The sequence below is a fragment of the Pseudomonas sp. NPDC089569 genome, assembly GCF_050280625.1.
GTDB lineage: Bacteria > Pseudomonadota > Gammaproteobacteria > Pseudomonadales > Pseudomonadaceae > Aquipseudomonas.
The window spans coordinates 1-14,135 of record NZ_JBNNVQ010000065.1; the positions used below are offsets into that span (position 1 = coordinate 1).

The window sequence follows — 14,135 nt, forward strand, 5'->3', positions numbered from 1 at the left end:
TCGCTGGAATAAGATTTACGCATAGCCAAACACCTCAGATTTGGGCGCCATCATAGCGCCCGATTGAAGTGTCCAAAATCATTAGGCCAGTTCAGGCTCGCCCGCGAAGGCGGCCTCAAGTCATGCAGCGCCTTCGAAAACGCCTTCGCCTGTAGGAGCGAGGCTCGCCCGCGAAGGCGGCCTCGAGCCATGCAGCGCTATTGAAAACGCCTTCGCCGGCAAGCCTGGCTCCTACAGCGAAGGCGCCCTCAAGTCATGCAGCGTCAATGAAAATGCCTTCGCCGGCAAGCCTGGCTCCTACAGCGAAGGCGGCCTCGAGCCATGCGGTGCCATTGAAAACGCCTTCGCCGGCAAGCCTGGCTCCTACAGCGAAGGCGTCCTCAAGTCATGCAGCGCTATTGAAAACGCCTTCGCCGGCAAGCCTGGCTCCTACAGCGAAGTCGGCCTTGCGTCATGCAGCACCATTGAAAACGCCTTTCAAGGCGCCCCGAACAACATCGTCCAATAAACCCCTTCATCACTGCGTGCATCGGTGGCGAAGGCGGCGCCGACCTGGGTGAATATCGGGTTCATCAGGTTGGCGCAATGTCCGGGGCTGGCGAGCCATCCGGCCATCGCCTTGCTCGGCGAACCCTGGCCGGCGGCGATGTTTTCGCCGATTTGTCGGCCCCGGTAGCCGGCGGCTCGCGCCCGGTCGTAGGGCATGTCGCCGTCGGGGTCCTGGTGGGCGAAGTAGTTGCCATAGGCCATGGCTTTGCTGTGGCCTTGCGCGGCGGCGCCGAGGCTGGCATTCCAGCTCAGGGGACGCGCGGCGGCGAAACGCTGGCGACCGCACAGTCGCGGTTTGGCCCGGGCGGCGTTGACCTGCGCCAGCAAGGTCTTGCCGACGTTGCGCGAGTCGCTCATCTGGCTGTCCAGCACCGGTCGCGCCAACACCACTTGCCATTCACCGCGACTGCGGCTGACGCCAATGTCGGCGTACTGGCTATCGAGCAATGCGTCGCAGTGCTCATCCTGCATCATGTCAAAGGCCTCTTCGGCATCTTGTGCACCCACGACGCGAATGCTGCGGACCGCCACGGCCTGATAGCCGGAGGCCTTCAAGCGATCGCGCAGACCGCCGCCATAACCGACCGGCAGCGCCAGGTTCGATTTCAACGCCAGTGGCGCCAGACGCTGGGCGGGACGGCGGCTGCAATGTGAGGGATGGGCACGGTAGTCGTTGATGGCCTCCACCAGCTGCCGCTCTTCACCGGCATGGGCGGGGCTGGCAATCAGGGGAAGCGAGGACAGCAGGCACAGCGAAACGAAGCGCAAGGCGAGGGCGGTTTGGCGCATGGGACAACTCTGATGAGAGGACGACGATTGGGCAGGAGCAGGAATCGCCGCTCTATGACTGGCGCCTCGAAACAAGGTTCACGGGCCAGGGGGGCTTATTTGCGGTTACCGCCGACTAGCCGACGGACGTATCAGAGGGCCGTTTGCGCGGCCTGTCAGCGCGCCTGATCCTTATCCGTTTCAACCACTTGCTCGGGTTCGACCGGGCGCAGCTTGAAGCGGCAGACATGGCCGCCGCGCACCATGCATTCGGTGTGATCGACCTCTGCGCCACCCAATGCACCGATCAGGGCCAGATCCAGTTCACAGACCACCGGATGGGCCTCGGCCAGACGATGGAACACGCAGTTATGCGCAACGATTTGCGCATCCCCCGGTGAACGAAAGAACACCTCGGCCTCGTAACCGGCCTCATTCATGTGCTGCACAATCTTTGCTTCATCGACCACGTGACGCTCGCGGTCCGCGGCCAGTTTGCGACCCAGGCTGCGCATCAGCGTGGCCAGTGCTTCGGGGCCGATGATGTCGGCGACTTCATCGATCAGCGCACTGGCCAGTAGCCGGTACTGGCGAGGGAACTGCTCTTTGGCATGGTCAGTGAGTTGGTACAACTGCTCTGGTCGGCGTCCTGTCGGCCGGGTGTCACCGCGCAACACCAGGCCATCACGCTCCAGCGCCGCCAGATGCTGGCGAATCGCCGTACGCGTGACCGCCAGGTGTTCGGCCAACTCGTCGATGCTCATGCCGCCCCCATGGTGCAGCAAGGCATTGAGCAAGTCCTGCTGAGTTCGGCCCAGTCCTTCCAGCATGGTGTGCCCTCACTGAAATCCATCAACCTGTAGGAGCGAGCAAGCTCGCGATGGTCGTCAACGATTACGCGTGCTGCCTGAATCAACGCGTTGTCTGGACGTTCTTCGCGAGCTTGCTCGCTCCTACAGTAAACGACACTGTGTCAGAACTTGTCGGGAAATTGCTTGACCAGCGCCCCGGTCAACGCGTCGGCCAACGCCAGGATATGTGTGCGCATCATCTGCCAGGTGCGCGCCTCGCCCGCGTAGTCGTGGGCGGCGAACTCATCGATCTGGGCGATGTGATGGCCACCATGGGCCGCCAGCATATTCACCAGCGTCGCTTCCGGCAGGTTGGGGTTGGCACCGGCCAGAAACGCCGCAATGGCCTTGGCATTGCTGGTCAGCTCCGTCACGGCGGCCTGTTTGCCCTTGGCGTCCTTGGCGACGGTGGCATCGCTGTAGTGTTTCACCGCGCCCCAATGGCCGGCGAGCAACTTGAGCAGTTGATCGGCGGCCGGCTGACCGTACAACGGTGCGATGCTGTTGGCGATTTTCGTTGCGTTGTCGACCACCTGATCGGCCGCCACCTTGGCTTGCTGATGGTCGGCGGACTGGTTGGCCAGCGCGTAGTTCCGGATCCAGAAAATATGCTCGACCCACAGGTCACGCAGCGCCAGGCGCGTGGTCAGCGCCGGACTGTCGGCGGCGGGCGTTGCGGCAGGCGTTTGGCTCCAGACCGGTTGTGCGCAGAAGGCCAGCAGGAGCAGAGCCCATATCTTGATATTCATGACGGCACCCTCGTGTGATGGGAACATTCGACAATATCAATATAGGCATAAAAATATGTTTTTATTAATTCCCGGATAAACGGCACTTCTGCAGGAGCGAGCACGCTCGCGATGGTCGTCAACGATAACGAGGGGTGTCTGGATGCCCGCGGTGGCTGGACCTCCATCGCGAGCTTGCTCGCTCCTACAGGTTTTTCATCACCACAGCTTCCATGTGTAATCGACATTCACCCGTAGTTCGTTGTCATCGCGGTGGCTGGCCTGCGGGGCGAAGTCGTTGCGGTACCAGGCGTTGCGTACACGAAAGGCCAGGCCCTTGAGCGGCGTCCCTTGCAGCACGTAGTTCAGTTCGACGTCCTTTTCGCTTTCCTTAAGGTTCGAGCCGCCCAGTTTGGGCAACTCGATGTTGTCGCCGCTCACGTAGCGCAATACGCCGTTGAGCCCCGGCAGGCCCATGGCGACGAAGTTGTAGTCATAGCGCACCTGCCAGCTGCGCTCCTTGGGGTTGAGGAATTCGGAACTCAGGGTGCCTTCGGTGATCACCAGCGGTTCGGTGCCGAACAGGTAAGGCATGGCGGTCTTGCCGGTCAGTTGCATGTAGCCGGCGCCGAATTTGTGGGCGCCCAGGCTGTAGGTCAGCATCAGCGCAGCGTTGCGGTTGTCCACCGGCCCGGCCTTGGCCGCGCCGTCTTCGCCGGTAACGAACAAACGGAAATCGCTTTTCAGGCTGCCGGGGCCGACCGGGCGATTGTCGACAAAGCCATAGAAGTCCTTGCGGTACAGGTCGGCCAGCTCGGCATGGTAGTACTTGAGCGTCAGTTGCGGCGACCAGGCATAGTCGCCACCCAGGAAAGTAAAGCGGTCGGATTCGGCGGCACCGTTGAAGCGACCGTTGGGCGAGGCCACCGTCATTTTCTGGTAGTCGGTGGAGTCGCGCAGGTTGATGCGATCCAGCCAACCGGCATGCAGGGTCAGGTTGTCGATGTCCTGGGACTTGAGGTACGTGCCACGAAAGGTCTGCGGCAGCAGGCGCGTCGGGCTGGCAAAGGCAATCGGCAGGAAGGTGCTGATGGTGCCCACTTGCAGCTCGCTTTTCGATACACGGGCCTTGGCGGTCAGGCCCAGTTCCGAATATTCGCTGGCAGGTTCCCGGGTGACGGGGTTGTACGGCAGCAGGCCGGTGCCGGTGCGATCCGGCGAAGAGTCCAGCTTTACGCCGAGCAGTCCCTGGGCATCCAGGCCGAAGCCGACCGGGCCTTCGGTGTAGCCCGAGCGCAGGTTGAGGATGAAGCCCTGCGCCCATTCGCGGGCCGCGGCCTGGGGCGTTGCATTCACGTAGTTGCGATCGAAGTAGTAGTTGCGCATCACCAGATCGGCGTGACTGTCGTCGACAAATCCGCTGGCGCAAGCCTGGCCGGTGACTAAAACGCAGGCGCAGGCGCTGAGCGCCCCATGAGAATTCAAGAGCATGGCAGTGTTCACTTTATTGTTGTTGGAGTGAGCCCGCGCCGTCGCGGCGCGGGGTGTTACGGATCAGTTGTCAGCCGGCAAACTTCAGTCGGCCGCGTAACCGTTGCGTCGCACCGACAGGTAGAACATCGCCAGCGCAGCGATGACGATGCCCGGTGCTGAAGCCATCATCACGCCGGTGGTCCCGGTGCCCAGCGCGAGCATCTTGCCGGCTACCAACGGGCCGCTCATGGCGCCCAGGCGGCCGATGGCGACCGCGCTGCCGACACCCGTGGCGCGTATCGAGGGGCGATAGAAATGCGGGGCCAGGGCATACAGCACACATTGCCCGCCGGTGGCGAAAAAACCGGCAACAAAACCGGCCGCCAGCATGCTCTCCCACTGGCTGGCCAGGCCCAGCGCGGTCAGCGAAGCGAGAATGCCGACATAGATCAGCGCCGCCAGCGCCCAGGCCGGCAAGCGGTCCATCACCCAACCGAGCAACAAGGTGCCGAACGCCGCACCGAACTGCAGCGCCAACATCACCCAACTGGCCTGGCGACCGCTGAAGCCTTGGCCAACCAAGAGGCTGGGCAGCCAGTTGATCAGGATGTACACCACCATCAGGGTGAAGAAGTAGCTGACCCAGATCATCAGGGTCGGCAGCGCCGCGCCTTCACGGAACAGCCCTCGCACGACACCGACAGGCGCGCTCTCACGGGCGTCGCGAAACTGCGCCGACTCCGGCAGATAAAGCCCCAGCAGCGGCACGATCAACAGCGGCACCACGCCGCCGACATAGAACACCACCTGCCAGCCACCGGCCAGTTCGGCAATGCCGATGCTGGCCGCCAGCGCCGCACCCAGGGGCACGCCGCAGTACATCAGGCTCACGGCGCTGCCGCGCAAACGCGGACCGGCGACTTCGCTGGTCAGCGCGATCAGGTTGGGCAGGGCGGCGCCCAGTCCCACACCGGTCAGGCAGCGGGCGACCATCAGACTGTTGAAGTCCCAGGCCATGGCCGTCACCAGCGAGAACAGCCCGAACAGGGCCACCGAAGCCATCAGCACGCGTTTGCGACCGATGCGGTCGGCCAGCAGGCCACCGAGGAATGCACCGGGCAGCAAACCGAAAATCCCGGCACTGAAGACCCAGCCCATGTGCAATTTGTCCAGTTGGAATGCAGCCGCCATTCCCTGGGCGGCGATCCCCGAGGCTTGCAGGTCAAGACCTTCCATCAGGGCGACGAGGAAGCACAGACCGATGGTCCGCGCCAGAAAGAGCGGTGTTGTCACGTTCAGCGATGTCATGGGCGATACCCGTTTTATTGTTGTTATTCGTTACGACCCCCGTAGGAGCCAGGCTTGCCGGCGAAGGCGTCCTTGAGATCGCTGTTCGCCGGCAAGCCTGGCTCCTACAAGGGAGGGGGAGGGTGTGGGGTCAGCGTTTGAGCAGGTCCAGCGCCACGTCGACGATCATGTCTTCCTGGCCGCCGACCATGCGCCGCTTGCCCAGCTCGACCAGGATGTCGAGGGTCTTGAGGCCGTACCTGGCCGCGGCGATTTCGGCATGGCGCAGGAAGCTTGAGTAAACGCCGGCATAGCCCAGCGCCAGGGTCTCGCGGTCGACCCGCACCGGCCGGTCCTGCAGTGGTCGCACGATGTCATCGGCGGCATCGAGCAGGGTGTACAGGTCGGTGCCGTGGTTCCAGCCCAGGCGGTCGGCGGCAGCGATGAACACTTCCAGCGGCGCGTTGCCGGCACCGGCGCCCATGCCGGCGAGGCTGGCATCGATGCGGTCGCAGCCTTCCTCGACCGCGGTGATCGAGTTGGCCACGCCCAGCGACAGGTTGTGATGGGCGTGCATGCCGGTTTCGGTTTCGGGCTTCAAGACAGCCTTGAACGCACGGAAGCGATCACGCACGTCCTGCATGTTCATCGCACCGCCGGAGTCGGCCATGTACACGCAGGTGGCGCCGTAGCTTTCCATCAATTTGGCCTGGGCGGCCAGCTGCTCGGCGGGGATCATGTGGCTCATCATCAGAAAGCCCACGGTGTCCATGCCCAGTTCGCGCGCGTATTCGATGTGCTGTTTCGACACATCGGCCTCGGTGCAATGGGTAGCGATGCGCACCACCCGGGCCCCGGCGTTGTAGGCTGCCTTGAGGTCATGCACCGTGCCGATGCCGGGCAGCAACAGCGTGGTGATTTTCGCGTGGCTGATCACGTCGGCGGCGGCTTCGATCCATTCCAGATCGGTGTGGGCGGCGAAGCCGTAGTTGAAGCTCGACCCTTGCAGGCCATCGCCGTGGGCCACTTCGATGGCATCGACGCGGGCCTTGTCCAGCGCGCGGGCGATGTCCTGCACGTTCTGCAGCGAGTACTGGTGGCGCACTGCGTGGCTGCCGTCGCGCAGGGTGACGTCGGAGATGTAGAGTTTCTTGCCGTTCATGTCGGTCTCCTCAGGCCTGTTGCATCGACTGCGCCATGCGCTCGGCGGTGGCCAAGGCAGCGGAGGTCATGATGTCGAGGTTGCCGGCGTAGGCCGGCAGGTAATGGGCGGCGCCTTCGACTTCGAGGAACACCGAGGTTTTCAGGCCGGAGAATTTGCCCAGGCCGGGAATGTTCAGCGGCGCGTCTTCGGGGATGACGTCGAACTGCACGTGCTGTTTGAGGCGATAGCCCGGCACATAGGCCTGGACCGCCACGGCCATCTCGATGATCGAGGCTTCGACCTGCGATTGATCGGTGGCCTCGGACAGCACGAACACCGTGTCGCGCATCATCAACGGCGGTTCGGCCGGGTTCATCACGATGATCGCCTTGCCCTTGCCCGCGCCGCCGATCACTTCGATGGCCTGGGAGGTGGTCTCGGTGAACTCATCGATGTTGGCGCGGGTACCGGGGCCGGCCGACTTGCTGGCAATCGACGCGACGATCTCGGCGTAATGCACCTTGGCCACGCGCGAAACGGCGGCAACCATCGGGATGGTCGCCTGGCCACCGCAGGTGACCATGTTGACGTTGAGCTGGTCGAGGTTCTGCTCCAGGTTCACCACCGGCACGCAGTAGGGGCCGATGGCCGCCGGGGTCAGGTCGATCAGGCGGATGCCGGGTTTGATCGCGCGCAGGAACGCATCGTTCTTCACGTGGGCGCCTGCGGAGGTGGCATCGAAGACGAAATCGATGTCCTGGAACACCTCCATGCAACTCAGGCCTTCGACGCCTTCATGGGTGATGGCCACGCCCATGCGCTGGGCGCGGGCCAGGCCATCGGAGGCCGGGTCGATGCCGACCATCACGGCCATTTCCAGGTGTTTGGCGTTGCGCAGGATCTTGATCATCAGATCGGTGCCGATGTTGCCGGAGCCGATGATGGCGACTTTGAGCTTTTTCATGGTGTTTGCCTCTTATGCAAAGTCGACAGCGACGCGGCCAATGCCTTCGATCTCGGCTTCAAAACGATCGCCAGCGGCCACCGCGACCATCGGCCCGAGTGCGCCGGTCAGAATGATGTCGCCGGCGCGCAGCGGATCGCCCAGGCGTGCCATGGTGCGCGCCAGCCAGACGGCGGCATTGAGCGGGTGACCCAGGCATTCGGCACCACTGCCGGTGGAGACCTGTTCGCCATTGCGGGTCATGCGCATGGCGGCCGCGCGCAGGTCCAGGCCCTCGAGCCGGCGCACCGGGCCGCCGAGCACGAAGCAACCGCTGGAGGCGTTGTCGGCGACGGTATCGACGAAGCGGATGTTCCAGCCCTGGACGCGGCTACCGACGATTTCCAGTGCCGGCGCGACCCCGCCCACCGCCGCCATGACATCGGCGAACGTGGTGTCGGCGCGCGGCAGGTCGTGGGCCAGGATCAGCGCGATTTCGGCTTCGATCTTCGGTTGCAGCACCCGGTCTGTCGGAACGCTTTCGTTGTCGCCGTAGCACATGTCGGCGAACAGGGTGCCGAAGTCCGGCTGGTCGACGCCCAGCTGTTGCTGCACTTTCGGGTTGGTCAGGCCGATCTTGCGACCGACCACGCGGCGGCCGGCCCCCACGGCGTGGGCGACGTTGAGGCGCTGAATGGTGTAGGCGGCTTGAGCGTTGTCTTCACCGATCTGCTCGCGCAAAGGGGCGATGGCCTCGCTGTGGGCTTCGGCCCGACGCAGGTCGGCGGCCAGTTGTTCCAGGGTGTCTTGAGTCGGGTTCATGTCGGCCTCGCGCATCAATGGGTCAGGAAGTCCAGGACCAGGCGGTTGTAGGTCTCGGCGTGTTCCCACTGGGCCCAGTGACCGCAACGGTTGAACACATGCAACTGGGCGTCGGGTAGACCAGCCAGCAGACGCAGGCCGGTGTCCATGGGCACGAAGCGGTCTTCGCGGCCCCAGACGATCAGGGTTTGTGCCTTGATTTCGTGCAGGCGGTGACTGAAGTCCGGGAATTGCTTGGGGTTCAAGGTGCTGCTCTTGACGAAGTTTTCCAGGTGATCGCGGCGCGCCAGGATGTTGTCCAGGCGGGTCTGGAACAGTTCGTCGGTCATGCTGCTGGCATCGAAAACGAAGACGTTCATCATCTTCTTCAGGTTCTCGATGGTCGGCTCGCGGTACAGCGCGCCGATCAGCTTGATGCCTTCGGTCGGCTGCGGCACGAAAGCGCTCGGGCCGCCGGTGCCGCCGCCCATCAGAATCAGTTTGCCGATGCGCTGCGGGTACGACAGGGCGAAGGCCACGGTGCTGTGGCCACCCATGGAGTTGCCGATGATGTGCACGCGGTCCAGGTCCAGCACGTCCAGCAGGCCTTTGAGCGCGCGGGCGTTGAGGTCCGAGCGCGAGCCGTCGCAGACGATCGGGTCGCTTTTGCTCCAGCCCGGGCAGTCCATCAGGATCACGCGGTAACCGGCGTCGACCAGCGGCTCGATATTGCGGTGGAAGTTGGCCCAGCCGCTGGCGCCGGGACCGGAGCCGTGGAGCATGACCACGGTCTCTGTACCTTGGCCGACATCGTTGTAATGCAGTTGCAGGTCCAGGTCGCCTTCCTTGATACGGGCAAAGCGGCTGGTGGAAGCTTCGGTGAACGCAGGGGCAGTCATGGCGGTTCCTGGCATTTGTGGTTGTTGTTCAGTGGCTGGTGTTCAGTGGCTGTTGTTCAGGGGCAGCGCACCCAGGGCGCCGAAGCCTGCGATCCACTCGGGAATCGGGCGGTAGTAGCGGCCTTCGGCCTGGTAAGGACCGAAGGCGGACAGCGCGGCGAAGGCGGCGACCCAGGTTTTCACTTCGTGGGTGGACTTGCCGGCCAGCGCCGAAAGCTCGTCGTTGCCCAGCGCATCGAGATCGCTCAGGCGGCCCTGTTCGAGGGTGTCGAGAAAGCCCCGGTCCCACTCAGGGTTGAGCGGGTGCAGGCTGTTCTGGTCTTCGACGAAATCCCGCGCGGCCTGGATGACGCGGTTTTGCCGCGCCTGGCGCTCATCGGCCGGCAACTGCCGCCCGCTGCCCATCAGGCGATCGGCCATGCGCGCATCGACCGTGGCCAGCTCCGGTACCGGCGGCTGGTGCGACAGGCCACCGGAGGCGAGGAACAGCACCCGCTTGTTCAGCGATCTGGCCCAATGACCAATGGCTTCGCCGAGCAGGCGGGCGCGCTTGAAGCCGGGCAGGGGCACGGCCACCGAGTTGATGAACACCGGTATCACCGGGCAGCCTTGCAGGCCGCCGAGCAACAGCTCCAATGGCTGGGCGAAGGCGTGGTCGACCTGCATGCGGTAGGACACGGCAGTATCGACGCCGGCATCCAGAACCGATTGGGCACAGGCCTCGGCCAGCGGTTTGGGCACATCGAGGGCACCGGCGGCGGTGCCGAAATCGCCGATGGCGTCCGCCGCCATGCCGATGCAGAACGCCGGCATCACGTCGTAAAAGAAGCCGTTGTAGTGGTCCGGGCCGAACAGCACGATCAACTCGGGGTTGAAACGGGCGATGCGCTCACGGGCCTCGGCGATGGCCGCATCGACCTCGGCCAGCACCTCGGGCGCAGGGTCGACATAACCCACCAGCGGGGTGTGCGACAGGCAGTGCAGATAGGCGCTCATCTCAAGCCACCTTGCTGGCGACGACGGTCGCGGCGGTGTGTGGCAGCGCCTTGATCGCCACGGCCAATTGGTCGCAGGCCTGGCCGACGGTTTGCGGAATGGCGAGTGCGGCGAGGAAGCGGTCCGGACGCACCAGGGCAATGGACGCAGTGCCCTGGGCGAACCATTCGCGGATCCGGCCGGTGCTGTCACCGACACGAATGACTTCGGCGGCTGCGTCGCTGGCGGCCCGCAGCTGGACATCCGGCAACACCTGAATGAAGCGTGTGCCCAAGGCTTTCCATTGCTCGACCTGAGCGTCGCTCAGGCCCCAGGTCGGGTCGCAGCCCCAGGCGATGATGGCGAAGTTCTTGCCGATCACTTCGTCGAGCAGCACGTGTTCGCCGGCCTCGGTCAGTACCTGTGGCTGAATGAACATCTTGCCCACGGGGGAGGACTTTTCCTGCGGCACGATCAGCGCACCCTGGGTGTACTGCGGCATCGGCTTGAAGCGCATTTCCAGGAAGTAACGTTTGACTGGCGGCACGTAGTTGAGCAGCCAGGACACACCGTCGCGCAGGGTGCCGTGCCAGCGTCTTGGCGGCGCCAGCACATGGCCGGCCAGCACCGACAGATCGATCATGGCCTTGGCGTGGTCGCGACGTTCCTGCTCATAGCTGTCGAGCAGGCTGTCGGCCGCCAGGCCCTTGATCACCAGCGACAACTTCCACGCCAGGTTCGAAGCGTCGCGCATGCCGCTGTTGTAACCCTGGCCTTGCCACACCGGCATGATGTGCGCGGCATCGCCGGCCAGCAGCACGCGTCCCTGACGGAAACGGCCGGCCAGGCGCGCGTTGTGGGTATAGACGCGGCTGCGGATCAGTTCGATGTTGTCGGGGTTGGGCAGCACCTTGCCGAGCAGTTTGCGCATGTTGTGCGGTTTGCTCAGCTCGGCCTCGGTTTCGCCGGGCATGACCATGAACTCGAAACGGCGCACGCCATGGGGCAGGGCGGCGGACACATAAGGCCGCACCGGGTCGCAGCACAGGTAGACGTGGGGCGTGCTCAGCGGGTCGTTGGCGATGTCGACCACGATCCACTGATTCGGCGCGGTCTTGCCCTCGAAACTGATGTCCAGGCTGCGCCGCACCAGGCTGTTGCCGCCGTCGCAACCGATCAGGTAACGGGCCTGCAGGCGTTCGCCGCGACCGTTCTTGTCCTTGAGGTTGAGCACTACCGCGCTATCGCTCTGCTCGAAGCTTTCGAGCTCGCGGCTGAACAGCACCTTGACGTTGTCGAAGCGCTGCAAGCCGTCGAACAGTACACGGTCGGCCAGGGGTTGAATGAATGCATTGCGCCGCGACCAGCCGAACTCGTCGGTCTTTGGCTGGATGTCGGCAAAGCAGCGACCCTTGGGCGTCAGGAAGCGCATGGCGTGCCAGGGTGTGGTGTGGGGCAGCACGGCTTCGGCCAGGCCGACGGCCTGAAAGGTGCGCAGGCTTTCGTCGTCCAGACCGATGGCGCGGGGATAGTCGATCAGGCTGTCGAGTTTTTCCACCAGGGTGACTTTCACGCCACACTGACCCAGGTAGTTGGCGATCATCAGGCCGACAGGGCCGGCGCCGACAATGGCGACGTCGGTGGTCAGTTCCACGGTTGCGGGAGTGGGGACAAGACTCATGGGGTTCTCCGTACAGCGCTTTTGGATTTCTTGTTGGGGCGCAGTATGGAAATCGTCGGGCTGGTGGACAACGACAACCCTTGCTAGTGTGCACTGAGTGCACATCGTTGATTTACAACGAAATTGGAGTGATCAATGAGCGAGACAGAATACAAGTCCGTACGCGGCCTGATGCGCGGCCTGGCCCTGATCAACGGCTTGAACCGCTTCGACGGCGGGGCCAGCACGGCGCAATTGGCCGAGCAGAGCGGCCTGCATCGCACCACGGTGCGACGCTTGCTGGAAACCTTGCAGGCCGAGGGTTACGTGCGTCGCAGCGAGTCGGATGACAGTTATCGACTGACGATGAAAGTGCGCGAATTGAGCGAAGGATTTCGTGACGAACAATGGATCTCCTCGATTGCCGCGCCCTTGCTCGGCGAGCTGTTGCAGGAGGTGGTCTGGCCCACTGACCTGTGCACCCTGGACGGCGACGCGATGGTGATCCGCGAGACCACTCATCGCTTCAGCCGCCTGTCGTTTCACCGCTCCATGGTTGGCCGGCGCCTGCCCTTGCTGATGACCGCCACGGGCCGCGCGTACTTTGCCTACTGTCCGCCCGCCGAGCGCGAAGAACTGATCGAGCTGATGATCGCCCGCGAGGACGAACAATCGGCCCTGGCCGCCGATCGCCGTTTTGTCGAACGCCTGGTCGAGCACACCCTTGGCAGAGGCTACGGTGAGAACAATTCGCACTGGGGGCAGGAGCGCAAGATCGCTGCCATTGCCATCCCGATTACCCATCAAGCCCGGGTCATGGGGTGCCTGAACCTGGTGTACATCGCCAAGGCGATGTCGGTGGAAGAAGCCGCACGTCGCTATTTGCCGGCGATGCAAGGGGTGGTGCAGAAGATCCAGGCGCAGTTGCAGTAACCCGGCGCTGTATCTTTGCCGATGGATATCGCAATATACAAATCTATATAGCGTAAAGCCTTCACCTTCTTACACAGGGAATGAATGATGAGCACGGTCTTGAGCGGCAAAGAAGCGGTAGGCGAGCGGTATGTACTGGAATCGATGCGTCACGCACAGCAGATGACCTGGAAAGCTATCGAACGGATTGCCGGGGTCATTGTTCCCGGCATGCGCGAGTCCGAGGCGCAGTTGCGCGGCAAGGAGATTCTGGCGGAGCTGGGCATGGACCGGATCTGGCATCCGCTGCTGGTTCGCTTCGGCGCCAACACCCTCAAGACCTTCAAGCAGCGTTCCGACGGCGATCCGCAACTGGGCACCGACGATATTTTCTTCATCGACATGGGGGTTGTGTGGCAAGGACATGAGGGGGATGCCGGCGCGACTTTCACCACCGGCACCGATCCACAGATGATTGCCTGCGCCGCAGCGGCCAGGGAACTGTTCGACCGGGTCGAAAGCTTCTGGCGCAGCGAGCGGGTGACCGGTGTGGCGCTGTATGACTATGCAGCCGCCCAGGCCGATGCCATGGGCTGGAAACTCAACCTCGATATCAAGGGCCACCGGGTCAGCGATTTTCCTCACTCGATTCACCGCGGTGGCGATCTTGGCGCTCTGGACCAATACCCGAATACCGGCCTGTGGATTCTGGAAATCCAGCTGGCCCACCCCGAGCGTCCATTTGGCGCGTTCTATGAAGACCTGTTGATTTGAGCCCAAACTTTGTGGGCGCCCCCCCTTCGAATCCGTAGGAGCCGGGCTTGCCGGCGAAGGCGTTTTCGAATTCACCGCATGATTTGAGGCCGCCTTCGCGGGCAAGCCTCGCTCCTACAAGCGAAGGCGTATTTTATATCGCTGCATGACGTCGGGCCGCCATCGCTGGCAAGCCTGGCTCCTACAGCGAAGGCGTTTTTGAGGGCGCTGCATGACGTCGGGCCGCCATCGCTGGCAAGCCAGCTCCCACAGGGTCGCGGCACATGCCTGTTGTTTGGGCGCCCCCCAGTTCCGTAGGAGCCAGGCTTGCCGGCGAAGGCGTTTTCGAATTCACCGCATGACTTGAGGTCGCCTTCGCGGGCAAGCCTCGC

At 63.5% G+C, this 14,135-nt stretch carries 13 protein-coding genes; 2 read left to right on the top strand and 11 right to left on the bottom strand.

The features are described from left to right. Positions 1–477: 477 nt before the first annotated feature. The 11 genes from ACQKP2_RS21680 to ACQKP2_RS21730 form a co-directional block, all read right to left on the bottom strand. Positions 478–1,338 carry a CAP domain-containing protein gene (locus tag ACQKP2_RS21680; protein ID WP_427579305.1) on the bottom strand — a complete coding sequence of 287 codons (861 nt, stop codon included), beginning with the start codon at positions 1,336–1,338 and terminating at the stop codon, positions 478–480. 155 nt (positions 1,339–1,493) lie between these two features. Continuing rightward, positions 1,494–2,147, bottom strand: a complete 654-nt coding sequence (locus ACQKP2_RS21685; RefSeq protein WP_427579307.1) for a helix-turn-helix transcriptional regulator — start codon at positions 2,145–2,147, stop codon at positions 1,494–1,496. 143 nt (positions 2,148–2,290) lie between these two features. After that, a complete protein-coding gene (locus tag ACQKP2_RS21690; protein ID WP_427579309.1) occupies positions 2,291–2,917 on the bottom strand; it encodes a hypothetical protein in 627 nt (208 codons plus the stop codon). Positions 2,918–3,115: 198 nt separating this feature from the next. Then, the gene (locus tag ACQKP2_RS21695; protein ID WP_427579311.1) at positions 3,116–4,387 is read right to left on the bottom strand and encodes an OprD family porin; all 1,272 of its coding nucleotides are present in this window, start codon (positions 4,385–4,387) and stop codon (positions 3,116–3,118) included. Between the two features lie 84 nt (positions 4,388–4,471). Continuing rightward, the gene (gene mhpT, locus ACQKP2_RS21700) at positions 4,472–5,677 is read right to left on the bottom strand and encodes a 3-(3-hydroxy-phenyl)propionate transporter MhpT (RefSeq protein WP_427579313.1); all 1,206 of its coding nucleotides are present in this window, start codon (positions 5,675–5,677) and stop codon (positions 4,472–4,474) included. A 130-nt stretch (positions 5,678–5,807) separates the two neighbouring features. Next, positions 5,808–6,818, bottom strand: coding sequence for a 4-hydroxy-2-oxovalerate aldolase (dmpG, locus tag ACQKP2_RS21705; protein ID WP_427579315.1), 1,011 nt, complete (start codon positions 6,816–6,818; stop codon positions 5,808–5,810). Positions 6,819–6,828: 10 nt separating this feature from the next. Next, positions 6,829–7,764 (bottom strand): acetaldehyde dehydrogenase (acetylating), encoded by a 936-nt coding sequence (locus tag ACQKP2_RS21710; protein ID WP_427579317.1) that lies wholly within the window; start codon positions 7,762–7,764, stop codon positions 6,829–6,831. Positions 7,765–7,776: 12 nt separating this feature from the next. After that, on the bottom strand, positions 7,777–8,565 hold the full coding sequence (gene mhpD / locus ACQKP2_RS21715; RefSeq protein ID WP_427579318.1) for a 2-keto-4-pentenoate hydratase: 789 nt from the start codon (positions 8,563–8,565) through the stop codon (positions 7,777–7,779). Positions 8,566–8,579: 14 nt separating this feature from the next. Then, a complete protein-coding gene (locus ACQKP2_RS21720) occupies positions 8,580–9,443 on the bottom strand; it encodes an alpha/beta fold hydrolase (RefSeq protein ID WP_427579320.1) in 864 nt (287 codons plus the stop codon). Positions 9,444–9,485: 42 nt separating this feature from the next. After that, positions 9,486–10,439, bottom strand: coding sequence for a 3-carboxyethylcatechol 2,3-dioxygenase (mhpB, locus tag ACQKP2_RS21725; protein WP_427579321.1), 954 nt, complete (start codon positions 10,437–10,439; stop codon positions 9,486–9,488). A gap of 1 nt (position 10,440) precedes the next feature. Then, positions 10,441–12,099 carry a bifunctional 3-(3-hydroxy-phenyl)propionate/3-hydroxycinnamic acid hydroxylase gene (locus tag ACQKP2_RS21730; RefSeq protein ID WP_427579323.1) on the bottom strand — a complete coding sequence of 553 codons (1,659 nt, stop codon included), beginning with the start codon at positions 12,097–12,099 and terminating at the stop codon, positions 10,441–10,443. 135 nt (positions 12,100–12,234) lie between these two features. Here ACQKP2_RS21730 and ACQKP2_RS21735 point away from each other — a divergent pair, with 135 nt between their 5' ends. Continuing rightward, on the top strand, positions 12,235–13,011 hold the full coding sequence (locus ACQKP2_RS21735) for a DNA-binding transcriptional regulator (RefSeq protein WP_427579324.1): 777 nt from the start codon (positions 12,235–12,237) through the stop codon (positions 13,009–13,011). A gap of 87 nt (positions 13,012–13,098) precedes the next feature. Continuing rightward, on the top strand, positions 13,099–13,764 hold the full coding sequence (locus ACQKP2_RS21740) for a M24 family metallopeptidase (protein ID WP_427579326.1): 666 nt from the start codon (positions 13,099–13,101) through the stop codon (positions 13,762–13,764). Positions 13,765–14,135: the final 371 nt, after the last annotated feature.

Coding starts and splice junctions, on each gene's coding strand:
- ACQKP2_RS21680 (WP_427579305.1), bottom strand. CDS start 1,338: ATGCGCCAAACCGCCCTCGCCTTGCGCTTCGTTTCGCTGTGCCTGCTG.
- ACQKP2_RS21685 (WP_427579307.1), bottom strand. CDS start 2,147: ATGCTGGAAGGACTGGGCCGAACTCAGCAGGACTTGCTCAATGCCTTG.
- ACQKP2_RS21690 (WP_427579309.1), bottom strand. CDS start 2,917: ATGAATATCAAGATATGGGCTCTGCTCCTGCTGGCCTTCTGCGCACAA.
- ACQKP2_RS21695 (WP_427579311.1), bottom strand. CDS start 4,387: ATGCTCTTGAATTCTCATGGGGCGCTCAGCGCCTGCGCCTGCGTTTTA.
- mhpT (WP_427579313.1), bottom strand. CDS start 5,677: ATGACATCGCTGAACGTGACAACACCGCTCTTTCTGGCGCGGACCATC.
- dmpG (WP_427579315.1), bottom strand. CDS start 6,818: ATGAACGGCAAGAAACTCTACATCTCCGACGTCACCCTGCGCGACGGC.
- ACQKP2_RS21710 (WP_427579317.1), bottom strand. CDS start 7,764: ATGAAAAAGCTCAAAGTCGCCATCATCGGCTCCGGCAACATCGGCACC.
- mhpD (WP_427579318.1), bottom strand. CDS start 8,565: ATGAACCCGACTCAAGACACCCTGGAACAACTGGCCGCCGACCTGCGT.
- ACQKP2_RS21720 (WP_427579320.1), bottom strand. CDS start 9,443: ATGACTGCCCCTGCGTTCACCGAAGCTTCCACCAGCCGCTTTGCCCGT.
- mhpB (WP_427579321.1), bottom strand. CDS start 10,439: ATGAGCGCCTATCTGCACTGCCTGTCGCACACCCCGCTGGTGGGTTAT.
- ACQKP2_RS21730 (WP_427579323.1), bottom strand. CDS start 12,099: ATGAGTCTTGTCCCCACTCCCGCAACCGTGGAACTGACCACCGACGTC.
- ACQKP2_RS21735 (WP_427579324.1), top strand. CDS start 12,235: ATGAGCGAGACAGAATACAAGTCCGTACGCGGCCTGATGCGCGGCCTG.
- ACQKP2_RS21740 (WP_427579326.1), top strand. CDS start 13,099: ATGAGCACGGTCTTGAGCGGCAAAGAAGCGGTAGGCGAGCGGTATGTA.